We start from the raw sequence: 25,765 nt of genomic DNA, 5'->3' as shown, positions 1-25,765 counted from the left end.
CGGAACCGGTAGGTGCCATTGGGCCACTCCGGGCCGGGCGCCCGGTTTGCGTGCAGGCTGGTCGGGCGCCCCGCTTCATTCACGCAGCAGCAGGCGGTACGCCGGATTCTCGCTTTCGTCGCAGTGCGGGTAGCCCAGCGTGTCGAGGAATTGGCGGAACGCGGGCTGCTCGTCGGCGGGCACCTGGATGCCGACCAGGATGCGGCCGTAGTCGGCGCCCTGGTTGCGGTAGTGGAACAGGCTGATGTTCCAGTCCGGGTGCATGTGGCCGAGGAAGCGGGTGAGTGCGCCGGGGCGTTCGGGAAATTCGAAACGGTAAATCCGTTCGTCGTTCGCCAATGGCGAGCGGCCGCCGATCATGTGGCGCAAGTGCAGCTTGGCCAGCTCGTCATCGGTGAGGTCGAGCACGTCGAAAGCCTGCGCGCGAAACGCGGTGGCCAGCGCCTCGCGTTCATTGCGGCCGGTGGTCTGAATGCCCACGAACAGGTGCGCGCGGGTGGCGTCACCGATGCGGTAATTGAATTCGGTGATGCTGTGCTGGCCAAGCGCGGCGCAGAAGCGGCGGAAACTGCCGCGTTCCTCGGGGATCGTCACCGCGAACACCGCTTCGCGCTGTTCGCCCACTTCGGCCCGTTCGGCGACGAAGCGCAGGCGATCGAAATTCATGTTGGCGCCGGAAACCACCGCGACCAGCGCGCCGTCGATGTCGCCGTGCGCGGCGGCATATTGCTTGAGTCCTGCCAGTGCCAGCGCACCGGAGGGTTCGGGCACGCAGCGGGTTTCCTGGTAGACGTCGCGGATGGCGGCACAGATGGCGTCGGTGTCCACGCGCAGCATGGCGTCCACGTGGCGCTGGCACAACGCGAAGGTGAGCGCACCGACCTGCTTCACCGCGGTGCCGTCGGCGAACAGGCCGACTTCGTTCAGCAGCGCGCGTTCGCCGCTTTCCAGCGAGCGTGCCATCGCGTCCGAATCGGTCGCCTGCACGCCGATCACCTTCACCCCGGGACGTTGCGCCTTGATGCACGCGGCGATGCCGGAAAGCAGGCCGCCACCGCCCACCGGCACGAACACCGCGTGCAGGTTATTCGGGCATTGGCGAAGCAGTTCCAGGCCAACCGTGGCTTGCCCGGCAATCACGTCGAGGTCGTCGAAGGGGTGCACGAACACGCTGCCGCGTTCGGCCTGCACACGTGCAGCGGCTTCTTGTGCGTCGCTGTAGGAATCGCCGGCCAGCATCACTTCCACGAAGTCGCCGCCGAGGCGGCGCACCGCGTCGATTTTCACCTGCGGCGCGGTGACCGGCATCACGATGACGGCGCGAATGCCGAGCTTCGCCGCGGCCAGGGCCACGCCTTGCGCATGGTTGCCGGCCGAAGCGGCCACCACGCCGCACGCGCGTTGCGCCGCATCCAGTTGCACCATGCGGTTGTAGGCGCCGCGCAACTTGAACGAGAACACCGGCTGCTGGTCTTCGCGCTTCAGCAATACGCGCGCGCCGAGTCGGGCGGACAGCAATGGCGCGTCATCCAGCGCGGTCTCGTGAGCCACGTCGTAGACGCGTGAGGCTTGCGCGCGCTGCAGCAGCTCGCGATCGGTCGCGACTGCATCGGCGGTGGCTTGTTCGGCGAGCCGTGCGTTCAAGGCTGGGCGGCCAGCGCCAAGGGGGCGCTGTCGTCACCGATCAGCGACAGCGTGTTGACGTCGATCACGTCGACCAGCTTGCGCGTCTGCCGCACGATCTGGTCCAGCACCGAGGCACTGCCGTGCAGCACCAGGGTCAGCTGCGACACCGACGGATCATGGGTGGCGGCGACGGTCAGCGCATCGATATTGCAATGACGCGCGGCAAACAGGCCGGCCACGCGTACCAGCGCGCCGGATTCGTTCTGCAACAACAGGGACAAGGTGTGTTTCATGGCAATCCTCCGAATCGTTCGGTAGTGAATCTCTCTCCCATTGGGAGAGGGTGCCGGCAGGCGGGTGAGGGTACGGTCGGAGCGAAACGTCGAGACTTCGCCGAACCCTCATCCGGCCCTTCGGACCACCTTCTCCCAGAGGGGAGAAGGAAAAAAGCTCAGAACATGGATGTCGAGGGAACCTCGTTCGTGTCGGCCGGTATCTCGCCGCGCGAAGCGATGAAGTCACCGGTAATCATTTGTGCGTAAGTGGCCCCCGGCCCCACCATCGGGTAGACGCCGGCATCGGGGTCGATCATCACTTCCAGGAAGGCCGGGCCGTCGAAGGCGAGGAATTCGGCGATGGTGGAGGCCAGCGCCGACTTGTCGTCCAGTCGACGCGCCCACGCGAAGCCGTCGGCCTCGGCGGCCTTGATGAAATCCTTGCGATGCAGGCTGCGGTCGCTGGCGCTGAAGCGGCCCTTGAAGTACAGCTTCTGCCACTGCCGCACCATGCCGTCGCCGACGTTGTTGAGCACTACCACCTTCAGCGGCAGGCCATAGGTGGTGACGGTTTCCATCTCGCCCAGGTTCATGCGGATGCTGGAATCGCCGTCGATGTCGATGACCAGCGCATCGGGTCGCGCGAACTGCGCGCCGATCGCCGCGGGCAGGCCGAAACCCATCGTGCCCATCGAGCCGGAGGTGAGCCATTGGCGCGGCTGGCGGAAATCGAAGTACTGCGCGGCCCACATCTGGTGCTGGCCGACGCCGGTGCTGATGATGGCGCGGCCCTGCGTGTGGCGATTGATTTCCTCGATCACCGCGTAGGGCTGGATCAGCGCGCTGTCGCGGTCGTAGTTCATCGCGTGGGTGTGCTTGAGCGCGGCGACGTGCGCATGCCATTCGTCCGACGCCGGACGTGCACCGTGGGTGATGCCGTAGTGGGTCAGCCGCTCCAGCGCGGCGGCGAGCGGGCCGACGTGATGCCAGTCCACCGCTTTCACCTTGCCGATTTCCGCGGGGTCGATGTCCAGCTGCGCGATGAACTTCGCGCTGGGGGCGAACTTGTCCGGCACGCCGGCCACGCGGTCGTCGAAGCGGGCGCCGAGGGTGAACACGAAGTCGCAGTCGTCCACCGCGTAGTTGGCGTAGGCGGTGCCGTGCATGCCCAGCATGTGCAGCGCCAGCGGCGTGGTGGTATCGACCGCGCCCAGGCCCATCAGCGTGGTGGTTACCGGGATGCCGAAGGCTTCGGAAAATGCGCGCAATGCCGGTGCCGCGCTGGCGGCGATGACACCGCCGCCGGCGTAGATCAGCGGGCGTTTTGCCAGGGCCAGTGCGGCGAAGAAGCTGGCGCAGGCATCGTCGTCCAGACGCGCCGATTCCACCGCATGCAGGCGTGTGCGATAGCCGGGAATCGGCAGGCGGCATTGCCCGTCGAAATGCAGTTCGGCGTTCTGCACGTTCTTCGGAATGTCCACCACCACCGGGCCGGGGCGGCCGCTGCGAGCGATCTCGAAGGCGGTGCGCAAGGTGGCTTCCAGCGTCTGTGCATCGGTGACCAGGAACACGTGCTTGGCGCAGGCGCCCATGATGTTGCTGATGGGGGCTTCCTGGAATGCGTCGCTGCCCAGTGAGGTGGTGGGCACCTGTCCGCAGATCACCACCAGCGGGATCGAATCGGCCATCGAGTCACGCACCGGGGTGACCATGTTGGTGGCGCCGGGGCCGGAGGTAACCACGGCCACACCCACCTTGCCCGAGGCGCGCGCGTAACCGGAGGCCATGAAGCCGGCACCCTGTTCGTTGGCCGGCACCACCAGCGGCATCGCTTCGCGGCCGTCGGGGCCGGCGTGTTCCGCGTTGTAGCGGAACACCGCGTCGTACACCGGCAGGATCGCGCCGCCGGAATAGCCGAACAGCACACTGCACCCTTCGTCGGCCAGTACCTGTACGACCACCTCGGCGCCGCTCATCGGCTGGCTGGCGAGGGGGTGGTGGTCGGTGGCGATGGAGGAGGCAGCGGGGGCTGTCAGCGTTGATGTGGTCACGATGGGTTCCTGAATGCGCCGGGCGGACCGGCAGGTCGGGCACGGGTCTTGAAAGGCCGTGCCGGTGGGCTATCTGTCGGACCGCGCGGCCGGACATGCCGGCCAGCGAGCGGGTGCCGACCGATGCTTCAATTGCGGATCAGCTCGTGCTGGACGGCGGGATGCACGGGCACGCCGAAGGTGGTGATGATGCGAAGGTCCTGTTCCAGCGTGGAGAAGCGCTGCCACTCGATGTCGTTGACGTCGGTGCTGCTGGAGAAGGTTTGTGCGGCATCGTCTTCGAAACCGAGCTGGCAGATGCGGCCGGCCTGCGCGGGTTCCTGGCGGATCGAGAAGTTGAGCTGCTCGGTGCGCCACATGGCGTAGGTTCCGTTCACCACGGCCTGCGGCTTCTGGCCCAGGCGGGCGCTGTAATCGGCGATGGAGGCGTCCAGGTCAGCGACGGCCAGGGCGATATGGAAACGTTTCATGGCGAACCTCGTCTTCGTGGATGGGTAAAGCGGGCCGCGCGGCCTCATGCACGCGCGGCCTGATGCCGGTTTCAGCCGGCCTTCTTCAGCGACTCCGCCGGCGCGGCGGTGGTCGGGTGCAGCCAGGTCATGCGAGCGCGCAACTTGGCGCCGACTGCCTCGATCGGGTGATCGAGGTCGGCCTGCTTGTACTTCTTGTAGTTGGGCAGGCCGGCCTGGTATTCGGCGGTCCAGTTCCTGGCGAAGGTGCCGTCCTGGATGTCCTTCAGCACGTCCTTCATGCGCGCCTTCACGCTGGCGTCGATCACCCGCGGGCCGCTGACGTAGTCGCCGTACTGCGCGGTTTCGGAGATGAACTCCAGCATCTTCGCGATGCCGCCTTCGTAGAACAGGTCCACGATCAGCTTCAGTTCGTGGAACACCTCGTAATAGGCGATTTCCGGCTGGTAGCCCGCCTCGATCAGGGTCTCGAAGCCAGCCTGCACCAGCGAGCTGGCGCCGCCGCACAGCACGGCCTGCTCACCGAACAGGTCGGTCTCGGTCTCTTCCTTGAAGTCGGTCTTGATGATCATCGCGCGGCCGCCGCCGATGCCGTCGGCATACGCCTTGGTCTTCGCCTCGGCCTGGCCACTGGCATCCTGGTGCACGGCCCAGATGCACGGCACGCCGCGGCCGCGCTCGTACTCGCTGCGCACCAGCGCGCCCGGACCCTTCGGCGCGACCAGGATCACGTCGATGTCCTTGCGCGGCTCGATCTGCTTGAAGTGCACATTGAAGCCGTGCGCGAACAGCAGCGCGGCGCCGGGCTTGATGTTCGGCTCGATCGCCTCCTTGTAGACGGCCGGCTGCACCATGTCGGGGGTGAGAACGGCGACCAGGTCGGCGCCGCGCACGGCTTCGGCCGGTTCCGCCACGGCAAAGCCGTCGGTGTAGGCGCGGTTCCACGAGGGGCCGCCCTTGCGCACGCCGACCACGACGTCGAGGCCGGAGTCTTTCAGGTTGAGCGCATGCGCGCGGCCCTGGCTGCCATAGCCCAGGACAGCGATGCGGGCGTTGGCTAGCGTGTCGTTGGTGGTGCTCATGCGGTAACTCCTTCGGTAACGTTGGCTGGTTGGTTTCTGGCCGCATGGACGGCCACAGGTAAGGTCTTCAATGACGGTGGAACGAGCTGCTTCGTGCGTGTTCGAATAAAAAAAGCGGTCACGTCCCTGTGTCCGCGGGGTAAGGGGTGTGGTGTCAGCCGCATGCGCGCTCGCGATCGGCAGAGGCATTGCTGCTGTTGGCGTGATCGTTCAGCGCGGCCAGCACGGCATCGCGCACCGCGTCGGTGCCGGCGTCGCCACCGATGTCGCGGCTGTGCGGGCCGTGCTGCAATACGTGATCGACCGCCGCTTCCACCGCCTGCGCCTCGGCTTCCAGTTGCAGCGAGTGACGCAGCAGCAAGGCGACCGAGAGGATGGTGCCGACCGGATTGGCGACGCCCTTGCCGGCGATGTCCGGGGCCGAGCCATGGATCGGCTCGTACAGGCCCTTGCGGCCCTCGCCCAGCGAGGCGGATGGCAGCAGGCCCAGCGAGCCGGCCAGCGCGGCGGCTTCGTCGGTGAGGATGTCGCCGAACAGGTTCTCGGTGACCACCACGTCGTAGCGGTTCGGCTGGGTCAGCAACAGCATCGCCATCGAATCGACCAACTGGTGCTCCAGCTTCACGTCCGGGTACTCGGCGGCCACCCGGATGACCGTGCTGCGCCACAAGCGCGAGGTTTCCAGCACGTTGGCCTTGTCCACCGAGGTGACGTGCTGGCGGCGGCCGCGCGCCAGTTCGAACGCACGCCGCGTCACGCGCTCGACTTCGGCCACGGTGTATTTGCATTCGTCGGTGGCGGTGTCGGCGGTGCGGGTCTTCGCGCCGAAGTAGGCGCCGCCGGTCAGTTCGCGCACGAACAGCACGTCAACGTTGTGCAGCTTCTCGTTCTTCAGCGGCGACAGCGAGGCCAGCGCGGGATGCACGGTCAGCGGACGCAGGTTGGCGTAGACGCCCAGCGCGGCGCGCAGGCCAAGCAGACCTTGCTCCGGACGCACCGGGGCGTTCGGGTCGGACCATTTCGGCCCGCCCACCGCACCCAGCAGCAGTGCGTCGGCGTTCTTGCACGCGGCCAGCGTGGCGGCGGGCAACGGTTCGCCGGTGGCGTCGATGGCGGCACCGCCGATCAACTGTTCGTCGAAGCTGAAATCGTGCGCATAGTGCGCGGCGACAGCTTGCAGCACGGCGACGGCGGCAGCGGTGACTTCCGGGCCGACACCATCGCCGGGCAGGGTGACGATACGGGCTTTCATGCGTGGAATTCCTTGGTGGAAGCTGTAAAACGGCGGTCATCCCAGCGAACGCTGGGGTGACGGTGAGGAGAGGTGGGGTAGGTGCGGTGTTTCATGCGGCCTTCTCGACGCGCGCTTCGAACGCCTCGATCGCATCGGCGTGCTGCTGCAGGAAGCCGAGCTGATCCACGCCGTTGAGCAGGCAGTGGCGCGCGAACGGTTCCAGCTCGAAGCGGATGCGACCGCCGTCGGGCAGCTCGATCGCCTGCTCGCGCACGTCGATGGCCAGCTCGGTGCCGGGGTGGTCCAGCAGCCAGCGGTGCTCGGCCTCATCGATGATGATGGCGAGCAGACCGTTCTTCAGCGCGTTGCCGCGGAAGATGTCCGCGATTTCGCTGCACAGCACCGCCTTGATGCCGTAATCCAGCAGCGCCCACGGCGCATGCTCGCGCGAGGAACCGCAGCCGAAGTTGCGCCCCGCGACCAGGATCGCGCAGCCGCCGGCTGCCGGCTGGTTCAGCGGAAACGCCGGGTTGTCGCTGCCATCGGCCTGGTAGCGCCAGTCGTTGAAGCACAGCTTGCCCAGACCTTCGCGCGTGGTGGTGGTGAGAAAACGCGCCGGGATGATGCGGTCGGTGTCGATGTTCTCGTCCGCCAGCACGGCGGTGCGGGAGTGGATGCGGGTGATGGGCTGCATCAGTGAAATTCCTCGCTTGTTGCGTTCGCTCCCTCTCCCCGCTGGGGAGAGGGTTGGGGCGAGGGGCGGGTGCTCGCGAAGTCGCTGATCGGAGCGCGCTTCGATGCAAAGCTTCCGCGAGCTTGGCCCCTCACCTCGGTCCTCTCCCCGGCGGGGAGAGGAAGAAAAGCGGCGGCACGGATGTTCATGCGGCCACCTCCGTCAAGTACTCGCGTGGATCGGCGATCTTCCCGGCGACGGCAGAGGCCGCAGCGGTGGCGGGGCTGGCCAGCACGGTGCGGGCGCCCTTGCCCTGGCGACCTTCGAAGTTGCGGTTGGAGGTGCTGACGACCAGCTGTCCCGGTTGGGCCAGGTCGCCATTCATGGCGATGCACATCGAGCAACCCGGCACGCGCCACTCGGCGCCGGCGGCGGTGAACACGTCATGCAGGCCTTCGCGCTCGGCATCGCGGCGCACGGCCTCGGAACCGGGCACCACCAGCATGCGCACGCCCTCGGCGACACGCCGACCGCGCAGTACATGCGCGGCTTCGCGCAGGTCGGACAGGCGCGAGTTGGTGCAGCTGCCGACGAACACCACGTCCACCGGCATGCCCTGCATCGGCTGGCCGGCAGTGCTGTGCATGTAATCCAGTGCACGCTGTTCGATAGCATTGCGCGCGGCCGGCACGGGCGCATCCATCGCGATCGCCATGCCCGGATGGGTGCCGTAGGTGACGGTGGGTTTCACCGCGCGGGCATCGATGCGCACTTCGCGGTCGTAGCGGGCACCGTCGTCGCTGCGCAGGGCGCGCCAGGCGTCCACGGCGGCATCCCATGCCGCACCCTTTGGTGCGCGCGGGCGGCCTTTCAGCCAATCGAAGGTGGTGTCGTCCGGCGCGATCAGGCCGGCGCGGGCGCCTGCCTCGATCGACATGTTGCACACCGTCATGCGCTGTTCCATCGACAACGCCTCGATCGCCGCGCCGCGGTATTCGATCACGTGGCCGGTGCCGCCGTTGATGCCGATCTGGCCGATGATGTGCAGGATCAGGTCCTTCGCCCCCACGCCCGCCGGCAACTGGCCATCCACATGGATCGCCAGCGTCTTCGGTTTGCGCTGCAGCAGGCATTGCGTGGCCATGACGTGGCCGACTTCGGTGGTGCCGATGCCGAAGGCCAGTGCGCCGAATGCGCCGTGCGTGGAGGTGTGGCTGTCACCGCAGACGATGGTCATGCCCGGGCGCGTTGCACCCAGCTCCGGGCCGATCACGTGCACGATGCCGCGGTCGGCGCTGTCCCAGCCGTGCAGTTCCACGCCGAACTCGCGGCAGTTGGTTTCCAGCTGCGAGACCTGCGCCTTGGCCTGCGCGGTGGCGTAGGGCCGTTCGCCATCGGCGCCGGCCGGCAGCGTCGGGGTGGAGTGATCCAGCGTGGCCAGCGTGCGATCCGCGCGGCGCAGCTTCAGGCCGCGCGCGCGCAATTCGTCGAACGCCTGCGGCGAGGTGACTTCATGCACCAGATGCAGGTCGATGTACAGCACCGCCGGCGTGTCGGCGGTTTCGGGCGCGACCACATGCGCGTTCCAGATCTTTTCGAACAGGGTGCGTGGCGCGCTCATGCAGAAGCCTCCAAAGAAGCCGGCTGTTGATGAGGAGTGCGGGCATGGATGCCCGCTTCTTGACTTTCGCGGTCAGGGACGACCGCATGAACAAAACTCAGCCAGCCCCAGCGATCGCGCGTGCTGCCATTGAACAAGCCGAAGAAGCTTTCCTGCAGGCCGCGCGTCACCGGCCCGGGCTTGCCGCTGCCCACGGGTTTGCGATCCACCGAGCGCACCGGGGTGATCTCGGCAGCCGAGCCGGTCATGAACACTTCGTCGGCGGTGTACAGCGCCTCGCGCGGCAGGTCGCGCTCTTCCACCGGGATGCCCAGTTCGGCGGCCAGGGTGATGACCGTGTCGCGGGTGATCCCGGCCAGGATGCCGGCGCTGGACGGCGGCGTGAGCAACTTGCCGCGCTTGACCAGGAACAGGTTTTCGCCGGCGCCTTCGCTGAGCAGGCCGTTGTGGCCCAGCGCGATGCCTTCGTCGTAACCGTTGCGGCGCGCTTCCAGTCCGATCAACTGGCTGTTGAGATAGTTGCCGCCAGCCTTGGCCCAGCTCGGGATGGTGTTTGGTGCAGGGCGGTGCCATGACGACACGCACACGTCGGCGCCGCGTTCGGCGGCTTCACCCAGGTACGCGCCCCATTCCATCGCCATCAAGGCCACTTCCACCGGCGCGCCGTCCTTCGGCAGCACGCCCAGGCCGCCGGCGCCACGGAACACGATCGGCCGCACGTAGGCGGACTTCATGCTGTTGGCGCGGATCAGTTCCAGGCTGGCGGCGTTGATCTCCGCCTCGCTGTAACCGATCTCGATCTCGTACACCTTGGCCGATTCGAACAGTCGCCGGGTGTGGTCGGCCAGGCGGAAATAGGCCGGTCCATCGGGCGTGGCATACACGCGCTCGCCCTCGAACACCGAGGAGCCATAGTGCAGGGCGTGCGTGCTGACGTGGGTGTTGGCTTCACTCCACGGCTTGATGCGGCCGTTGTGCCAGAGGAAGGGCGTGTTCATGCGTGGGCTCCCAGGGTTTTCGCGGTGCGGTGCTGCGGGGCGTGCGCGGTTGGCGCGTGGTGTTCGATGTGATTGACGATGGACAGCGCGGCTTGTGCGGCGGCTTCGACGATGTCGGTGCTGACGCCGTGACCGTTCCACTCGCGCTCGGCGTGGCGCGCGGTGAGGCGGGCTTCGCCCTGCGCGTCGCCGCCTTCGCTGATCGCCTGGATCTGGAAGCCGGTCAGTTGCAGGTCGGCGCCGGTGGCGCGTTCGATCGCGCGCAACACGGCGTCGACCGGGCCATCGCCCAGCGCCGCTTCGGCGACATCGCGGCCGTCGTCATGGCGCAGCCCGACCGAGGCCGAGGCGCCGCCGGCCAGATGCGAGCTGGTATCCAGCCGGACCAGCCGCCACGGGCCGGCGGCATCGGGATCGCGGCCGTGTGCCAGCGCGTCCAGGTCTTCGTCGTGGATGGTGCGCTTCTTGTCGGCCAGCGCCTTGAAGCGGATGAAGATCTCACCCAGCGCGGCGTCGTCGGGCGTGTGGCCCAGGGCTTCCAGTCGCTGGCGCAGCGCGGCGCGGCCGGAATGCTTGCCCAGCACCAGCTGGGTTTCGCCCAGGCCGACATCCTGCGGGCGCATGATTTCGTAGGTATCGCGATGCTTCAGCATGCCGTGCTGGTGGATGCCCGACTCGTGCGCAAAGGCATTCGCACCCACGATTGCCTTGTTGCGCTGCACCGGCTGGCCGGTCAGCTGGGTCAGCAGGCGCGAGGCCGGATGCAGCTGGCGGGTGGCGATGCGGGTGTCCACGCCGTACCAGGCGCGACGCACCTTCAGCGCCATCACGATCTCTTCCAGCGAGGCATTGCCGGCACGTTCGCCGATGCCGTTGATGGTGCATTCCACCTGCCGCGCACCGGCACTCACCGCGGCCAGGCTGTTGGCCACACCCAGCCCCAGGTCGTCGTGGCAGTGGCTGGAGAACACCACCTCTGGCGACGCCTTCACATGCTGGCGCAGCCAGGTGAAGCGTTCGGCGATCTCGGTCGGCGTCATGTAGCCCACCGTGTCCGGCGCATTCAGCGTGGTCGCGCCGGCGGCGGCCGCGGCGCTGAAGATTTCGGCCAGGAATTCCGGCTCGGTGCGCATGGCGTCCTCGGCGGAGAATTCCACCTCGTGGCACAGCCCGCGGGCGCGTTCCACCGCGGCCACCGCGGCGTCGAGCACCTGCGCCTTGCTCATGCCCAGCTTGTGCTCGCGATGCAGCGGGCTGGTGGAGATGAACACGTGGATGCGCGAACGCTGTGCCTGTTCCAGCGCGCGGCCGGCGGTGTCGATGTCGCCGGCCTGGCAGCGAGCCAGTGCGCACACGGTGGTGTGGCGCAACGTGCCGGCGATCTCCGCCACGGCGGCGAAATCATCCGGCGAAGCCTGCGGAAAACCGGCCTCGAGCACGTCCACGCCCAGCGTTTCGAGCATGTGCGCCATGCGCAGCTTGGCGCGCCGGTCCATCGAGAAACCGGGCGTCTGCTCGCCGTCGCGCAAGGTGGTGTCGAAGATACGCACGTGCTCGGCGACTACGTCGCCTTCGCTGTTTTCGTCGTGCTGGCTGGAATTTTTCATCATGGCTCCGCTGTGTGAGGCGATGCCGAGGGCAACAAAAAACCCCGCTCCATTTCTGGTGCGGGGTTCTTTGGGAGTCTTCAGGTTTGTTTCTATTTACCTGGACACATGCCCTCAGCCCGCACCTCCGTTGGTAATGAGGAGTACGAGTACAAGGGCAAGAAGGAGCGTGCCGCGAAGCCGCAGCAGGCCGGTAATCGCCAGGAGGCGATTCGATTCGGCGATGCGACGGTGGCTGTTGCGCTGCGACATGCGATTGAACCTACGGCAGTGTCGAAGGCTTGTCAAACATTTTCTTCATGACGATTTTTCCGATGTCTGGCCGGGGTCGGATACGTACGCGTACGGACGGCTGGCCGTCCATATGGTTTTGCGACCGGCGTCACTCGAACGAATCGTGATCACGCGGACGCAAGGCGATCTGCCACGTTGTGCGAATGCCTGCGCAAGTTTTCGGGGGCTCGACACCTGCCGTGATGAGTGTCTTCCATGCCGGCGGAACAAGCATCCGGGCGGGTCCGCATGGGGGCGCCTGGCTGAGGCGGGGCGGGCGCTTCGGGACGGTCGGCGTGCCATGCACGGCGCAGGTGAAGTATCTTGGGACGACGGTTTTCAGATCAGCGAGTGGTGTGGGATGAATCAGCTCGACCGCCCCGTCTGGGCCAGCCTGACCAGTGCGCATGCCCACCTTGCGCAGGGTGATGCCAAGGCCAAATGCTATCGGCCGGAGATCAACCGGTTCGCTTCGGCGTGCGATGACGACGACGTCTCGCTCGACGCGCTGGCCCGGCTGCTCCGCCCCGCCCAACCGGTGTTCATCCTGCAGGTGCCCGAAATAGGCATTCCTTCCGGCGTGACGGTAGTCAAGACCGCGGTCGGCGTGCAGATGGTGGCTGCCGAGCGGATCGAGACCCTTCCAGGTCCGGATCGGTTGATCGCGCTGGGCGACGCGGACGCGGAGGAGATGCTGGCGCTGGCCACGCTGACCCAGCCGGGGCCGTTCCTTCGTGACACCCATCGCATGGGGCAGTTCGTCGGTATCCGCATCGACGGACGGCTCGCCGCCATGGCCGGTGAACGCTTCCGCTTTCCGGGCTATACCGAAGTCAGCGCGGTATGCACGCATCCGGATTTCCGCGGACGCGGCCTGGCCAGCCGCTTGTCGCGACATGTCGCCGCGGCGATCGCGGCACGCGGCGACACGGCCTTCCTGCACGCCTGGCAGAGCAACACGACAGCAATTCGCCTTTACGAAGCACTGGGCTTTCGCCTGCGTTGCGAGGTAAACGTGGCCGTGCTCGAGCGAAACGCCGACGGCGGGTGATGGGCTTGTGGGCCGGGCGGATGGCGGCTTCCGCACCCGTGGCTCGTCATGGCTGGCAGGTGCCGTCGCCGTAGGGGGCTGCCCTGAATTCGGGCAGCGATTCGGCGCTTGCGGAGAATGCCGCCAGGGAAGGGCACGACTCGACCGGAACCGTCCCCGGAAGCATGCGCTGGGTGAAGTACCAAGCCACGCCCACGGCCACGCCAGCCTGCCGGATCGTTACGCTGTCGACGGGATGGGCGCCATGGGCGAACTCGCGTTCAAGTTCGCGGTAGGCGGACAGCAACTGGCCGGTCACGCGGGAGACCCAGGGCTGGTGCCGCTTCTCCGCGGGCCGCAATTCACGCTCGTAGACCAGTTGCACGCTTTTCTCGGTCGCCGCCAGCGCCAGGCCGAGGAGATGCAGATCGTGCTGGAGCGCCGCGGGCGCCAAGGGGAATAGCGACCTGGGACGCGCCACTGCCTCGGCGTACTGGATGATCAGGGTGGAGTCCATCAACACCTCGCCGTCGTCGCAGACGAGGGTCGGTGCCTTGACGACGGGATTGATCTTTTCGAACCCGGCGAAGTCGCGGAACACCGAGAGCGGCTGGTGCTCGAAGCGAAGTCCCAGCAAAGACAGCGAGATGGCGACCCGGCGGACGTACGGTGAGTCCAGCATGCCGATGAGCTTCATCGTTTTCCCCTGGAGGCTTGAGTCAATCGGTGCGCGCCGGGACACCCGTCTTTCCGTGCCGCCCCACGGTCGGGGCGGCGATTCGCTGCGGCCCGGAAATGCTTCAGCGGATCAAGGCGGATGATGCGCCAGCTCTGCACGCAACCGGTAGCTGCCGGAAGTCACCCGCCGGCCGGTGCAGGCCATGCTCATGCATAGGCAGGCTCCCGCAGCCACCGCTTCAACGCCTCGTCGTCCGCCGCCATCGGCTCGGCGCTGGCGGAACGTTGCAACATGGCGGCGAGGGCAGGAGGTACCGGGACGGCGCGATCGGCAAGCGGTTCCACCACGCTTTCGAATTTCGCCGGATGCGCGGTGGAAACGACGGCCCAGGGCGCGGTGTTGCCGGCGTCGCGCAGGCGGTCGAGCAGGTGCATGGCGGTGGCGGTGTGCGGGCAGAACACTTCGCCATATTCGCGTGCGTGCCGGGTGAGCGTGCGGCGAATGGTGGCGTCGTCCACGCTCATCGCCTGGGTCTGCGCGCGCAGTTCGTGGGCGTGCGGGAAGGTCCAGCGCAAGCGTTCGAAATTGCTGGGGGCACCGACATCCATGGCGTTGGCCAGGGTGGCGATGGCGTCGCGCGGACGGTAATCGGCGCCGCTGAAGAATTCGGGCAAGGTGGCGTTGGCGTTGCAGGCCAGGCAGACCTCGCCGACCGGCAGGCCGATCTCGCGCACCCACAGCGCCGCCAGCGCGTTGCCGAGATTGCCGGTGGGAATGATGAAGTTGAGCGGCGTGTGATGTTCGTTCCACCACGCCAGTGAAGCATGCGCGTAGTAGCTCATCTGCGGCAGCAGGCGGCCAAGGCTGATGCTGTTGGCGGAGCTGAGCGGGCGTTCGGCCTGCAGTTCGGCATCGTTGAGCGCGGCTTTCACCATGCGCTGGCAATCGTCGAAGCGGCCCTGCACGCGCAATGCCAGCACGTTGTCGCCGAAGCAGCCGAGCTGGTGCGCCTGGCGCGGCGAAACCAGGCCGTCCGGATACAGAATCACCACACGCACGTTCGGCTGGTGATGGAACGCGGCACCCACCGCGGCGCCGGTGTCGCCGGACGTGGCCACGAGGATGGTCAGCGGGCGTTCGTCCTTTCGCGGCAGGCGGCGCAGGCAGGCGGCGAGGAAGCGTGCGCCGACGTCCTTGAACGCAGCGGTGGGGCCGTGGAACAGCTCCAGCATGTGCGCGTCGCGATGCGGCAGCGGACGCAGCGGGGTGTCGAAGTCCAGTGCTTCCTTGCAGATCGCGGGGAGCGCCTGCGCGAGCGGGTCGCCGACGAAGAACGGCGCCAGCAAGGTGGCGGCGGTATCGGCCAGCGTGCCGCCTGGATCGAACGCGTCAGGCGAGAGCCGCGGCAGTGCTTCGGGCACGTACAGGCCGCCGTCCGGAGCCAGTCCGGCGGCAATGGCACCACTGATGCCCACGGCGGGACTGCGGCCGCGGGTGCTGAGGTAAAGCAGGGGTTCGGTCATGTCAGGCTTCGTCCGGCAAGGCATCAACAAGGGTGGCAGCAGGGCCGTCGACCGGGGCGACGAAGGTGTCGCTGTCCAGTCCGGCCTCGGCGAAAGCGGCGCGCATGGCGCTGGCCGCCGCATCGGCGTCGGCACGGCAGGCGTACCAGCCGAACACGCTGGGGCCGCCACCGGAGATGCTGGCGCCGAAGGCGTGATGATCCAGCGCTGCCTGTTTCACGCGGATGAAACCCGGCACCAGCGGGGCGCGGCGCGGTTCCACCAGCACGTCCTTCAGCCCTTCGCGCACCAGCGCGGCATCACCGCGGAAACAACCGGCCAGCAGCAGGGCGAGGTTGGCGCTTTGCGCCACGAATTCGCCGAGCGCGTAATTCCCCGCCAGTGCCGCGCGCGCCTTGCGCGTTTCCAGCACGCAGTGCGGATGCACCAGCGCGCAATGCCATGCAGGCGGCACGGGGATGCGCAGCAGGCGTTCGTGCGTGGCCAGCACCAGGCCGCCGAGCAGCATCGGGCCGAGGTTGTCGCCATGCCGGCTGCCGCTGGCCACGGCCTCGCCTTCCAGCGCAAAGCGGTACAGCGCCTCGCGCGACAACGGCTGTTCCAGCAAGGCATTGGCGGCCACCAGGGCGGCCACGCAGGACGCGGCCGAGCCGCCCATGCCGGAACCCAGCGCGATGCCCTTGTGCAGGGTCAGTTCGAAACCGAAAGGCAGGTCCAGCGCTTCGCGCATCGCCAGCAGGGCCGCGCCGGCGGTGTTCTTGTGCGGCTCCAGCGGCAGGTCGGCGACGCAGCCGCGGATGGCGGCGATGCGCACCTCCGGCTCGGCGAGGCGGCGCACTTCGGCGCGATCACCGGCCTCGACCATGCTGTGGCCGAGGATGTCGAAACCCACCGCCACGTTGCCCACGCTGGCGGGGGCGAAGGCGCGCGCCACATCGGTACGTGCGGCGGCCGCGGGAGCGGGAGTGGCCAGCACGGCGTCCACGGCTGGGCTGCTCATGCGTGCACCGCCAGCGATTCGGCGATGCGCAACATGTCGGCGAACACGCCGGCGGCGGTCACTTCCGGGCCTGCGCCGGGGCCTTGCACCAGCAGCGGGTTGTCGCGGTAGCGCTCGGTGCGGAACTGCACGATGTTGTCGGTCAGGCGCGTATGCGCAAAAGCGTGGCTGGATGGCAGCACCGCCAATCGCACGCGTGCGCGGCCGGCATGGTCGAGGCTGGCGACATGGCGCAATACGCCGCCGGCGGTGTGCGCGCTGGCCAGGCGCGCGGCCATCGGCGCATCGAGTTCATGCGCACGTTGCATGAAGGCATCCAGCGGCAGCGCGGCCAGCGCCGGCGGCACCAGGCTTTCCACTTCCACGTCCTCCAGCGACAGCGGCAGGCCCGCCTCGCGGGCCAGGATCACCAGCTTGCGCGCCACGTCGATGCCGGACAAGTCGGTACGCGGGTCCGGCTCGGTATAGCCCAGCGCATGCGCTTCGCGCAGCAGTGTGGAGAACGGCAGCTGGCCGTCGTGGCGGTTGTACAGCCATGCCAGCGTGCCGGAGAACATGCCTTCGATCGACAGCATGCGGTCGCCGGTGTCGAGCAGGTCACGCAGGGTCTGCACCACCGGCAGGCCGGCGCAGACCGTGGCCTCGTAGCGAAAGCGTGCGCCATGAGTGCAGGCGGCGCGGATCGCTCGCCACTGGGCCAGGTCGCCGCTGCCGGCCAGTTTGTTCGGCGTCACCACGTGGATGCCCGAAGCCAGCCAGTGCGGGTAATGCGCGGCCACCGCGGGATTGGCGCTGCAATCGACCAGCAGCGCATGGCGGCCTTCGTTGCCGCGCACGTGCGCGGCGAATTCGTCGAGGTCGCTGGGGCGCCAGGTCTGCGCGCTGTGGTGGCGTGCGTTGAGTTCCGGGTCGTCGCAATCCAGCCACATGCGTTTGCTGGCGACGACGCCACACAGGCGCAAGTCCAGCCCCGAATCGCGGGCCAACCGGGGTTGCGCCGCCCGGAGCTGTTCGAGCAACGCGCTGCCGACCCGGCCGGGGCCAACCACACCGACCGCAAGCGTGCGCTGGCGCGGGGTACGCGTGGGCAGCGCCAGGGCCGGCGGGAGCGGGTTCGGGTGTTCGGCGAGCGGTGAAGCGCAGATGTTCACAGTGACCTCCGGTAGAGGCCCCGTTTCGCTTGGCGGTGTCGGTGTGCGCCGGCCCGCCTCATCGAGGGCGGGGCCGTTGCGAGTGATGAAGCTAGTCGCGCACGGACACCCACCCGGAACCGGTCGTACCGGTGCCGGTGGTAATAATCGTGGCGATGATGGATGCCGTCGTGCCGCCCGCGAACAACGACGCGCGCCCGGTGGAAACCGGGGCGAAATGCGTGCGTGCGAGTGCGAAGAAGGGCGACATGGCTTTGGAGACTACGGGGCGGCTTGGGCGGCTGTCAATAGACTTTGTGGAATATGGGTGGGCGGTTGCCGCGTGTTTCGGTGCTGGACGTATGGATGTCCATATGAATGCCGACAGTCTTCTCCCTCTCCCCTCCGGGGAGAGGGTTGGGGTGAGGGTCGGCCTTGCGAGAGCCTTACCAACGAAGTGTTTTTGCGAGCACCCGCCCCTCACCTCGGTCCTCTCCCCAAAGGGAAGAGGAGGTAAAAGTTTCAGTGTGACAAGTCGATCGCGTAGACAGCGGTGCCGTCGCCGTTGTCCTTGATCTGGCGGATGTCGGTGAGGCCGTCGCCGCGGGCCACGTGCTGCTTGCCGCTGGCGGTGGTGAACAGCACCGGGCCGTGTGTCTTGATCTGGGCGAAATGCCACGAGCGGACGGGCAGGTGGTGCGCGCCGAGGTCGGGGTGGCGTTGCAGCCACTTGGCCACGATCTCGCGGGTGCCGTCCGGTGCGGCCAGCACGATGCTGCTGCCGTCGAGGCCGGGGAAGTGGCCGCCGCCGCTGGCGCGGTAGTTGTTGGTGACCACCACGAACGGCTGGTCCGGCTTGACCGGCTTGCCCTTCCATGTGAGCGAGACGATGCGCTGGCCCACCGGCTGGGTCACGTCGATGACGTAGTGCAGGCCGCCGCCCTGGATCTGGTCGAAGTTGAAGCCGGCGAAGTGCGTGTTGATCAATTCCTGCGGACCGGTTTTCGACGGATCGATGCGCTGGAAGCGTTCGGCCGATTTCTCCAGCCACGCTTTCACGCCGGCACCATCGGTTTTCACCGCGGCCAGGGTGTTCGGGTAGAAGTACAGGTCGGCGGCGCTGCGCAAGGTGAGCGGGCCGGGCTTCACGTCGGTGTAGTCGTCGGGGCCGCCGAAGCCGGTGCGGAACGCGGCGGCCGCGGCCAGCAGCGGTACGTGCGCCAGTTCCGGGTGCAGGCGCGGCAATTCGCGCCGCGCATAGTCGAGCTGGGCGGCGTTGACCGCGGCCAGCGCGGTCATGTCGCCCTCGTCGACGAAGTAACTGGACAGGCGCACGCGGCTGCTGCCGATCGGCGTGTTGACGTAGGCCACCGCGGACTTCTGCACATTGCTGATCAGCGGCGCGATCGACGGATCGGCTGGCACGCAGCTGCCGGCATCGCCGGGCTTGCTGCAGATCGGCCGCACTTCGCTGCGGGTCTGGCTCTTGTCGATCACCCAACGGCCATGCTCGCGGTCCAGCGCCAGCTTGATCACGCCCAGGTCCTTGCCGAAGAAGCCGCCCATCACCGCCGGTACGCCGCGCACGAAGCCCTTGCTGTCATCCACGTCCTTCATGTGCGCGAAGCGTGGGCCGGGGAAATCGGTGTGCATGTGGCCGAGCAGCAGCACGTCGATGCCAGGCACGCCGGCGAGGTACCAGCCGCCGTTCTCCATGGTCGACGTGTACGGCGCGGTGTCGAGGCCGCCGTGCAGGATGGCGATGACCAGGTCCGGGTGCTGCGCCTCGATCTGCGGCATGTATTTCTGCGCAGCCTCGACCACGCCGGTGGTGGTCACCTTGCCTTCCAGGTTGTGCTGGTCCCACTGCATGATCGGCGGTGGCGCGAAGCCGATGATGGCAATCTTCAACGGCACACTGAGCTCGCTGCCGTCCGGCGTATACGCGGCGATCTGGCGGTGGATCATCGTCCACGGCTTGAAGATCGGCTTGCCGTCGCGCGTGCTGACCACGTTGGACAGCACCAGCGGAAAGTGCGGGCCGGCGCAATGCTCGGCGGGCACGCCATCCACGTTCATCGGCGTGCCGGTGACCTGCGACAGGAACGGCAGGCCGTAGTTGAATTCGTGGTTGCCGATGGTGCCGCCGTCGTAACCCACCGCGTCCATCGCGCGGTACACCGCCAGTTCCTGGTGGCAGGTCACCGGCTTCACCTGGGCCTGGTAGTCGGCCAGCACGCTGCCCTGGATGGTGTCGCCGGCATCGAACAGGAAGGTGTTGGTGAACTCGGCGCGGGCGCGACGGATCAGCGTGACGGTGCGCTCGAAGCCCAGCGTCGGGTCGGCCTTCTGCTTGTAGTAGTCGTAGCTGAGGACGTTGGAGTGGATGTCGGTGGTTTCGAGAATCGCCACATCGGCCCGCGCGCCATCGGCCAGCTGTGCCGAATCGACATCGGGCCGGGTGGCCTGGCGGGCGCAGCCGGCGAGCAGCAGGGCGGCAGTGAGGGCGGCGAGACGGGTGAGACCTTGCGACATGACAGCTTCCGGCAGGATGGCGTGGGGGTGAAATCTGGCAGATCGGAGTGACGACACGATGTCGCGACACGGCCACTGCGATGGCGGCAAACCTTCTCGCCGCAGGCAAGGAGCGTAGCTCGCGCGGCAGCCGAAGTCGAAGCCCGAACGCGTGCGCGGCGGCGGGCACGGCCGTGCCAGGAGGGTCATGCCGACAGCCTGGCGCACGGAGCCGTTCCTGCGCGTCGATCCGGTCACGTGAATGGGGCCCAGACGCGCTGCGCCGGTGCCTGCCGAACCGCGCTCCGGCGCCGTGCAAACGCTCTAGAATGGCGGCCTCATCGATCATGACGCGCCGCGTACCACGGCCGTCGCTGCACAGGGGCGGCATACATGCAGGGCAACCCGTTTCGCGTTCCGCGACCGCGCGTGACGCTGGCCTGCGCGCTGGTGTTCTTCGCCGTCTGCGTGTGGCTCACTGCGTGGCGTGAACCGCTGCCGGAACAACGCGGCTTCGTATTCGCGCTGATGCTGTGCGTCAGCGGCGGGGTGCTGTTCGCCTCGGCGCGGCGTGCGTTCGCGCTGGTGTTCGGCGGCGGGCTGTTCCTGCTGTTGCGCGCGATCACGGTGATGAAGCAGGAGTATCTCGAATCGCCGCTGATGCCGGCCGACTTCGTCTACTACCTGCGCTCCAGCCTGTTCGAGACCTTGCGGCGCTATCCGCATATCTACAGCGTGGGGCTGGCCGTGCTGGTGGCAATCCCGCTGCTGCTGTGGCTGGCCTGGCGCGGCGACCGCCGCTTGTTCGCGCGCTGGCGCGGAGGGTTGCAGGCGATGCTGCGCGTGGGCGGCGTGGTGGTCTGCGCGGCGGCGTTCTGGGTCTGCCTGCTGCCCAATGGTCCGTTCGCCCAGGTGCATGCACGCGATACGTGGGACAAGATGTCCGACGACGCGGTGCTCACCGATTTCTTCGTCAACCTGCGCGATTCCAGCGTGCACCTGCCGCCGATGGCTGATGCTGCCACCGCCGAGCGCGACTGGCAGTCCACCGCCACGGCCGCCCAGGCCACGGTGCCGGCCAGCCAGTATCCGGACATCGTGCAGGTGCTGGAGGAAAGTACCTTCGATCCGGCGCCGTTCACGCATTGCAACGTACCGGCCTGCCATCCGGCGATGCTGCAACCCGACGCGCGCACCCGCGGCCACGGCTTCCTGCGCACGCACACCTTTGGTGGCGGCACCTGGGTCAGCGAGTTCGCCGCGCTCACCGGTTTGCCGCAGGACATCTTCGGCCCCGGCGGCATGTACGCGCCTTACGTGCTGGCGCCGCACATGCGCGACTCGCTGCCGCTGCTGCTGAAGCGGCTGGGTTACCTCACGGTGGCGATCTATCCCACCCACGGCGATTTCCTCAATGGCGAGGACGCGTACAAGGCCTACGGCATCGATCATTTCTACGGCGCGGATGCACTGGGCCTGGACGACTGGGAAGAGACCGACGCGCAGATGTTCACCGCGGCCAAGCGCGTCTACGACAAGCTGGAGACGTCGGGCTTGCGCAAGCCGGGGCAACCGGTGTTCGTGATGATCCTGACGATCAACGAGCACGGCCCGCACGACGACCCGATGTCCACCCTGCCCAAGCCGTTCCAGAACCTGCTGCAGGGTCTGCCGGCGGATGCGGCGCTGAATTTCGACACCTATCTTGCGCGCCTGCACGACTCGGACGTGGCGATGGCCGGGCTGGAACACGACTTCCTCGATCGCGCCCGGCCCACCGTGCTGGTGCACTTCGGCGACCACCAGCCCTCGTTCGACAGCCTGATGTCGACCTTGCCGCGCACGCTGCCGCCGGCGCTGGTGCCGTATCGCGATTACCTCACCTATTACATGATCAAGAGCAACGTGGCCGGGCCGCCGCTACCCGGCTACCCGATGCTCGACATCGCCTATCTGCCAGGCATGGTGCTGCAAGCCGCGGGCTTGCCGCTGGACCCGTATTTCGCCGCGCAGAAGGTGTTGCGCGAGCGTTGCGACGGGCGCTACGACGATTGCCCGGACAAGGCGCTGCTGGCGTCGTATCACGCGTGGATATTCGGGAAGTTGCACGTGTACGAGGAGTAGCGAGGCATTTGGCGCCCTCTCCCCGCCGGCGACCGAAGGGAGTCCCCTTGCGGGTGGAGGAGGGTTGGGGTGAGGGGCGGGTGCTCGCGCCAGACTTCATTTCCGTTTTTTTTTGCTCTTGTCGCAACTGACAGAGCAGGCGTCAAAAGCACCCCGCCCCAACCCTCTCCCCTGCATGCAGGGGAGGGAGTCATACGTTGCGTTCCCTTGAAGAGGATGGGCAAGCATGCGCTGCATGACCGCGAACGCACGCCGCAGACTGAAAGTCAGTCGATCGGGTGGGCCACGCCACCGATCCACGTCTCGCGCGCAACCAGCGCATCATCCAGCACCGCGAAATCCGCCCGGTAGCCGGCTGCGAGGCGTCCATGCGTGCGCCCGAGTCCAAGCCAGGCGGCGGGATAGGCACTGGCCATGCGCGAGGCTTCGGCCAGCGGCAGGCCGACCATCTCGACCAGGTTGCGTACGCCGGTGGCCATGTCCAGTGCGGAGCCGGCCAGTACGCCGGCCTCGCTCTGGCAGATGCCGTCGCGGGCGACGATGGTCTGGCCGTTGAGCGTGTAGGACGGATCGTCCGAGCCCACCGGCGGCATCGCGTCGGTGACCAGCACGCACTTGCCGCGCGCCTTGGCGGCGATGGCCACGCGCAAGCTGGCGGGGTGGACGTGATGGCCGTCGACGATCAGGCCGCACCAACTGTGCGGATCGTCCAGTGCAGCGCCGACCACGCCGGGTTCGCGACTGCCCAGCGGGGTCATCGCGTTGTACAGATGGGTGAAGCCGCAGATGCCGGCGTCGAGTGCGGCGCGGGTGGTGGCGTAGTCGGCGGCGGTGTGGCCGGCGACGACGATCACGCCGGCTTCGCTGAGCGTGCGGATGACCTCGGTCGACACCTGTTCCGGCGCCAGTGTCAGCATGATCCGGCCGCGATGTTTCGCCGCGAGCATCGCAAGATCGTCGGCATCGGGATGACGGAACAGGCGCGCGTCGTGGATGCCCTTGCGCGCGGGAGCGAGGAACGGACCTTCCAGGTGGATGCCGAGGATGCCAGGCACGCGCTGTTCGATCGCCGCGTCCACCGCATCCAGCGCGGCATGCATCTTCTCGGCCGTGTCGGTGATCAGGGTCGGCAGCAGTCCGGTGGTGCCGAAAGTGCGGTGCGCGGCGGCGATGCCGCGCAAGGTGTCCACCGTGGGTGCGTCGTTGAACAGCAGGCCGCCGCCGCCGTTGACCTGCACGTCGATGAAGCCGGGCAGCAGCAGGTGGCCGCCGAGGTCATGCGATGTCGCGCTGGCGACGCATGGGTCATCCTGCGCCACGATGGCGGCAATGCGCTCGCCTTCGACCAGCACGGCCAGTCCTTCGCGCGGGCCGTGGTCGCCGAGCACGCGGCCGTTGACGAGGGCAATCGTCGCAGCAGTTTCCATCACACCGTCTCCGTGACCTTGTTGAGATGCGGCGGCACATCCGGATCGTAGCCGCGTGCCAGCGACAGCGCACTGGCGGCGCGGTAGAAGCTTTGCACCGCCAGCAACGGGATGACGATGGGCGCGATGTTGGCCGGCAGCGGCAAGGTGTCGATGCCGCTGGCGCCAGGCGCGGCAACGAATACGCGCGCACCGCGTGCGCGGAACTCTTCGGCCACGGCCAGGGTGTTGTCCTGGGTGCCGTCGTCCTGCGCGAAGAACAGCAGCGGAAAGCCGTTGCCGACCAGTGCCATCGGGCCGTGTTTCACTTCCGCCGCGCTGAACGCTTCGGCATGCAGGCCGCAGGTTTCCTTGAGCTTCAGCGCCGCTTCCAGCGCGGCACCAAAGCCGTAGCCGCGGCCCACCACGAACAGGTTGGTCGCGTTGCGCAGGCCGTCGGCAAGCGCGCTCCAGTCACCGTTCCAGCCGCGGCGCAAGTCGTCGGGCAGGCGTGCAATCACGTCGTGCAGGGTGGCGTCGTCGCTCCAGTGCGCGACCAGTTGCAGCACGGCGGCCAGCGTGGCGAGGTAGCTCTTGGTGGCGGCCACGCTGCGCTCGGGTCCGGCGTGCAGCGGAATGAAGGTATCGGCCAGCGCGGCCAGCGGCGAATCTTCCACGTTGACCAGCGCCAGCACCTGCGCGCCGGCGTCCTTGGCGGCCTGCGCGCTGCGCAGCAGGTCGGGACTCTTGCCCGACTGTGAGATGGCGATGAACAGCGCGCCGTCCAGCTTCAGGTCGGCGTCGTAGATCGACGAGATCGACGGCGACGCCGAGGCGGTGACCAGGCCCAACCGCGTCTCGAACACGTACTTGGCGTAGGCGGCGGCGTGGTCGGAACTGCCGCGTGCGCAGGTGACGATGAAGCGCGGCGGCTGCGTGCGCAGCCGCTGGCCGAGTGCGGCCAGCGTGTCGGCGTTGCGGGCAAGCTGGCGCTCGACCACGGCGGCGGTTTCCTCCGCCTCGCGGTACATCAGGGTGTCGCTGGGGGACTTCATGGGGACTCCGGGAAGGTCGGCGGCACGCCAGACGTGGCGTGCCCGAATAGCGCGGCTTCCTCTCCCCTTCGGGGAGAGGATTGAGGTGAGGGGTGGGTGCTCGTAGCAGCGTCGCCAGTGAGAATCTCGAAAAACCTTCGTCGCCCCAGCGAAAGCTGGGGCCCAGTGCCTTCAAAGCATTGAAAAGCAAAGGCGCTGGATTCCTGCTTGACCAGCCCTTCGGCTGTTGAGAGCCGCAGGAATGACGAGCAAGATGGGGTTTTCCGAGGCTCCCGAAGGGGAGCGGGAGAAAGGCGGTGGGCGGAGCTCAGCCCTGCCGCGGCGGCGCGGTAGATCCGCGTACCACCAGTTCGGGCATGAAGCCCTCGTTGGCGTCGCCGGCTTCCGGCTGCTGCAGGCTGCGCATCAGGCGCAGCGCGGCGTGGCGGCCGACTTCCTCGGTCGACTGCCGCGCGGTGGTCAGTGCCGGCCATGCCTGCTTGGAGAACGGGCTGTCCTCGAAGCCGGCGATCGACAGATCCCACGGCACGTCCAGCCCGGTCGAGCGCGCGGCGGCCAGCACGCCGGCGGCAATCTCGTCGTTGCTGCCGAAGATCGCGGTGGGGCGTTCCTTGTCCTTCAGCGCCAGCAATTTGCGGGCGCCGCGGAAACCGTCGTCGAAGGCGTAGCGACCCGGCAGCACCAGTTTCTTGTTCAGCGCGATGCCGTAGTCCTTCAGTGCATCCGCGTAGCCCTGGTAGCGCTCCGGGCTGGAACGATGGTGCGGCTCGCCCCACAGGAAACCGATGCGCGTGTGGCCGAGCTGGATCAGGTGTTCGGTGATCGCGTAGGCCGCATGGCGGTCGTCGATGAAGACGCAGGGCGAGCCGTCGCGCGGGTCCTCGCGCGAGGAGATGATGCGCACGAAGGTGACGTCGTTGGCCTTCAGCGTGGCGATCAGTCCGGCCTGTTCCGACATCGGTGGCGCCAGCACCAGCCCGGCCAGGCGCGCGCGCTTGACCAGCGACACCAGTTCCTCGGCCAGCTTCGGCGAGCTGGAATCGCAAGGATGGATCTGCAGGCCGAAGCCGCGTTCGCGGCAGGCCGACAGCACGCCGTTCTGCATGTCGATCACGTAGTGCGCGTTCGGGTTGTCGTAGACCAGCCCGATCGCGAACGAATGCGTGCTGCGCAGGCTGCGCGCCGACGGATCGGGGCGATAGCCGAGTTGCGCGATCGCCCGCTCCACCTTCTCGCGCGTTTCGCTGCGCACCGCCGGCTCGTGATTGATCACCCGCGACACGGTTTTCAGCGAGACGCCGGCGTGACGGGCGACGTCCTTGATGGTGGGGCTGCGCAACGAGGGGCACTCCTGTGATCCGGATGGACATGGTAGCCCAGCCCCGAGGTTCAAA

21 protein-coding genes are annotated in these 25,765 nt (G+C 67.6%); 2 read left to right on the top strand and 19 right to left on the bottom strand.

What is annotated here, in order from left to right; translation table 11 throughout:
- Positions 1 to 75: 75 nt before the first annotated feature.
- The 11 genes from ilvA to BMY90_RS17180 all read right to left on the bottom strand — a co-directional run bounded on the left by ilvA (position 76) and on the right by BMY90_RS17180 (position 11,889).
- Complete coding sequence (gene ilvA / locus BMY90_RS03730; RefSeq protein WP_425438644.1) at positions 76 to 1,587, bottom strand: threonine ammonia-lyase, biosynthetic; 1,512 nt, start codon at positions 1,585 to 1,587, stop codon at positions 76 to 78.
- A gap of 53 nt (positions 1,588 to 1,640) precedes the next feature.
- On the bottom strand, positions 1,641 to 1,919 hold the full coding sequence (gene ilvN, locus BMY90_RS03725) for an acetolactate synthase small subunit (protein WP_008211731.1): 279 nt from the start codon (positions 1,917 to 1,919) through the stop codon (positions 1,641 to 1,643).
- Positions 1,920 to 2,077: 158 nt separating this feature from the next.
- A complete protein-coding gene (gene ilvB / locus BMY90_RS03720; protein WP_008211730.1) occupies positions 2,078 to 3,877 on the bottom strand; it encodes a biosynthetic-type acetolactate synthase large subunit in 1,800 nt (599 codons plus the stop codon).
- A 203-nt stretch (positions 3,878 to 4,080) separates the two neighbouring features.
- Positions 4,081 to 4,422 (bottom strand): VOC family protein, encoded by a 342-nt coding sequence (locus BMY90_RS03715; RefSeq protein WP_092701688.1) that lies wholly within the window; start codon positions 4,420 to 4,422, stop codon positions 4,081 to 4,083.
- A 71-nt stretch (positions 4,423 to 4,493) separates the two neighbouring features.
- Entirely contained in the window at positions 4,494 to 5,504 is a 1,011-nt protein-coding gene (gene ilvC, locus BMY90_RS03710) for a ketol-acid reductoisomerase (protein ID WP_092701685.1), read from the bottom strand.
- Between the two features lie 154 nt (positions 5,505 to 5,658).
- Positions 5,659 to 6,756, bottom strand: coding sequence for a 3-isopropylmalate dehydrogenase (gene leuB / locus BMY90_RS03705; RefSeq protein ID WP_008211728.1), 1,098 nt, complete (start codon positions 6,754 to 6,756; stop codon positions 5,659 to 5,661).
- A 91-nt stretch (positions 6,757 to 6,847) separates the two neighbouring features.
- A complete protein-coding gene (gene leuD / locus BMY90_RS03700) occupies positions 6,848 to 7,432 on the bottom strand; it encodes a 3-isopropylmalate dehydratase small subunit (protein ID WP_092701682.1) in 585 nt (194 codons plus the stop codon).
- Positions 7,433 to 7,616: 184 nt separating this feature from the next.
- Positions 7,617 to 9,032, bottom strand: a complete 1,416-nt coding sequence (gene leuC, locus BMY90_RS03695; RefSeq protein ID WP_092701680.1) for a 3-isopropylmalate dehydratase large subunit — start codon at positions 9,030 to 9,032, stop codon at positions 7,617 to 7,619.
- Positions 9,029 to 10,030 carry a branched-chain amino acid transaminase gene (locus tag BMY90_RS03690; RefSeq protein WP_092701677.1) on the bottom strand — a complete coding sequence of 334 codons (1,002 nt, stop codon included), beginning with the start codon at positions 10,028 to 10,030 and terminating at the stop codon, positions 9,029 to 9,031. Before BMY90_RS03690 ends, leuC begins: the two co-directional genes overlap by 4 nt.
- Positions 10,027 to 11,637 (bottom strand): 2-isopropylmalate synthase, encoded by a 1,611-nt coding sequence (locus BMY90_RS03685; RefSeq protein ID WP_092701833.1) that lies wholly within the window; start codon positions 11,635 to 11,637, stop codon positions 10,027 to 10,029. Before BMY90_RS03685 ends, BMY90_RS03690 begins: the two co-directional genes overlap by 4 nt.
- A gap of 114 nt (positions 11,638 to 11,751) precedes the next feature.
- Positions 11,752 to 11,889, bottom strand: coding sequence for a hypothetical protein (locus BMY90_RS17180; protein ID WP_172624109.1), 138 nt, complete (start codon positions 11,887 to 11,889; stop codon positions 11,752 to 11,754).
- A 382-nt stretch (positions 11,890 to 12,271) separates the two neighbouring features.
- Between BMY90_RS17180 and BMY90_RS03680 the strand changes: the two genes are divergently transcribed.
- The gene (locus tag BMY90_RS03680) at positions 12,272 to 12,961 is read left to right on the top strand and encodes a GNAT family N-acetyltransferase (RefSeq protein WP_092701674.1); all 690 of its coding nucleotides are present in this window, start codon (positions 12,272 to 12,274) and stop codon (positions 12,959 to 12,961) included.
- A gap of 46 nt (positions 12,962 to 13,007) precedes the next feature.
- On the opposite strand, the gene BMY90_RS03675 is transcribed toward BMY90_RS03680, so the two are convergent.
- The 5 genes from BMY90_RS03675 to BMY90_RS03655 form a co-directional block, all read right to left on the bottom strand.
- Entirely contained in the window at positions 13,008 to 13,637 is a 630-nt protein-coding gene (locus BMY90_RS03675) for a glutathione S-transferase (RefSeq protein ID WP_092701672.1), read from the bottom strand.
- Positions 13,638 to 13,825: 188 nt separating this feature from the next.
- Positions 13,826 to 15,142: a threonine synthase gene (gene thrC, locus BMY90_RS03670; RefSeq protein WP_092701669.1), complete on the bottom strand. Its 1,317-nt coding sequence runs from the start codon at positions 15,140 to 15,142 to the stop codon at positions 13,826 to 13,828.
- Position 15,143: 1 nt separating this feature from the next.
- Complete coding sequence (locus BMY90_RS03665; RefSeq protein ID WP_092701666.1) at positions 15,144 to 16,142, bottom strand: homoserine kinase; 999 nt, start codon at positions 16,140 to 16,142, stop codon at positions 15,144 to 15,146.
- On the bottom strand, positions 16,139 to 17,293 hold the full coding sequence (locus tag BMY90_RS03660) for a homoserine dehydrogenase family protein (RefSeq protein ID WP_092701663.1): 1,155 nt from the start codon (positions 17,291 to 17,293) through the stop codon (positions 16,139 to 16,141). Before BMY90_RS03660 ends, BMY90_RS03665 begins: the two co-directional genes overlap by 4 nt.
- A 501-nt stretch (positions 17,294 to 17,794) precedes the next feature.
- Positions 17,795 to 19,807: a bifunctional 2',3'-cyclic-nucleotide 2'-phosphodiesterase/3'-nucleotidase gene (locus BMY90_RS03655; protein ID WP_092701660.1), complete on the bottom strand. Its 2,013-nt coding sequence runs from the start codon at positions 19,805 to 19,807 to the stop codon at positions 17,795 to 17,797.
- A 372-nt stretch (positions 19,808 to 20,179) separates the two neighbouring features.
- On the opposite strand from BMY90_RS03655, the gene BMY90_RS03650 reads away from it, so the two are divergent.
- Entirely contained in the window at positions 20,180 to 21,910 is a 1,731-nt protein-coding gene (locus BMY90_RS03650) for an LTA synthase family protein (protein WP_092701657.1), read from the top strand.
- A 266-nt stretch (positions 21,911 to 22,176) separates the two neighbouring features.
- On the opposite strand, the gene nagA is transcribed toward BMY90_RS03650, so the two are convergent.
- From nagA to BMY90_RS03635, 3 genes are all read right to left on the bottom strand, one after another.
- Positions 22,177 to 23,337, bottom strand: a complete 1,161-nt coding sequence (gene nagA / locus BMY90_RS03645) for an N-acetylglucosamine-6-phosphate deacetylase (RefSeq protein WP_092701654.1) — start codon at positions 23,335 to 23,337, stop codon at positions 22,177 to 22,179.
- Entirely contained in the window at positions 23,337 to 24,371 is a 1,035-nt protein-coding gene (locus BMY90_RS03640) for an SIS domain-containing protein (protein WP_092701651.1), read from the bottom strand. The genes nagA and BMY90_RS03640 overlap by 1 nt, the downstream gene beginning before the upstream one ends.
- A 307-nt stretch (positions 24,372 to 24,678) precedes the next feature.
- Positions 24,679 to 25,710, bottom strand: a complete 1,032-nt coding sequence (locus tag BMY90_RS03635; protein WP_008213732.1) for a LacI family DNA-binding transcriptional regulator — start codon at positions 25,708 to 25,710, stop codon at positions 24,679 to 24,681.
- Positions 25,711 to 25,765: the final 55 nt, after the last annotated feature.

Source organism: Rhodanobacter glycinis, from assembly GCF_900114325.1.
Taxonomy (GTDB): domain Bacteria; phylum Pseudomonadota; class Gammaproteobacteria; order Xanthomonadales; family Rhodanobacteraceae; genus Rhodanobacter_A; species Rhodanobacter_A glycinis.
The sequence above is the reverse complement of the archived record's forward strand: the minus strand, read 5'-3'. Positions and strand labels throughout refer to the sequence as shown.

Bases quoted from the DNA above. Each gene is read 5' to 3' on its own strand.
- leuC (WP_092701680.1), bottom strand. From the start codon at position 9,032: ATGAGCGCGCCACGCACCCTGTTCGAAAAGATCTGGAACGCGCATGTG.
- BMY90_RS03690 (WP_092701677.1), bottom strand. From the start codon at position 10,030: ATGAACACGCCCTTCCTCTGGCACAACGGCCGCATCAAGCCGTGGAGT.
- BMY90_RS03665 (WP_092701666.1), bottom strand. From the start codon at position 16,142: ATGAGCAGCCCAGCCGTGGACGCCGTGCTGGCCACTCCCGCTCCCGCG.
- BMY90_RS03640 (WP_092701651.1), bottom strand. From the start codon at position 24,371: ATGAAGTCCCCCAGCGACACCCTGATGTACCGCGAGGCGGAGGAAACC.
- BMY90_RS03655 (WP_092701660.1), bottom strand. From the start codon at position 19,807: ATGTCGCAAGGTCTCACCCGTCTCGCCGCCCTCACTGCCGCCCTGCTG.
- ilvC (WP_092701685.1), bottom strand. From the start codon at position 5,504: ATGAGCACCACCAACGACACGCTAGCCAACGCCCGCATCGCTGTCCTG.
- BMY90_RS03650 (WP_092701657.1), top strand. From the start codon at position 20,180: ATGCAGGGCAACCCGTTTCGCGTTCCGCGACCGCGCGTGACGCTGGCC.
- leuB (WP_008211728.1), bottom strand. From the start codon at position 6,756: ATGAAAGCCCGTATCGTCACCCTGCCCGGCGATGGTGTCGGCCCGGAA.
- BMY90_RS17180 (WP_172624109.1), bottom strand. From the start codon at position 11,889: ATGTCGCAGCGCAACAGCCACCGTCGCATCGCCGAATCGAATCGCCTC.
- BMY90_RS03680 (WP_092701674.1), top strand. From the start codon at position 12,272: ATGAATCAGCTCGACCGCCCCGTCTGGGCCAGCCTGACCAGTGCGCAT.
- thrC (WP_092701669.1), bottom strand. From the start codon at position 15,142: ATGACCGAACCCCTGCTTTACCTCAGCACCCGCGGCCGCAGTCCCGCC.
- BMY90_RS03675 (WP_092701672.1), bottom strand. From the start codon at position 13,637: ATGAAGCTCATCGGCATGCTGGACTCACCGTACGTCCGCCGGGTCGCC.
- ilvN (WP_008211731.1), bottom strand. From the start codon at position 1,919: ATGAAACACACCTTGTCCCTGTTGTTGCAGAACGAATCCGGCGCGCTG.
- nagA (WP_092701654.1), bottom strand. From the start codon at position 23,337: ATGGAAACTGCTGCGACGATTGCCCTCGTCAACGGCCGCGTGCTCGGC.
- ilvB (WP_008211730.1), bottom strand. From the start codon at position 3,877: ATGAGCGGCGCCGAGGTGGTCGTACAGGTACTGGCCGACGAAGGGTGC.
- BMY90_RS03685 (WP_092701833.1), bottom strand. From the start codon at position 11,637: ATGAAAAATTCCAGCCAGCACGACGAAAACAGCGAAGGCGACGTAGTC.
- BMY90_RS03715 (WP_092701688.1), bottom strand. From the start codon at position 4,422: ATGAAACGTTTCCATATCGCCCTGGCCGTCGCTGACCTGGACGCCTCC.
- leuD (WP_092701682.1), bottom strand. From the start codon at position 7,432: ATGCAGCCCATCACCCGCATCCACTCCCGCACCGCCGTGCTGGCGGAC.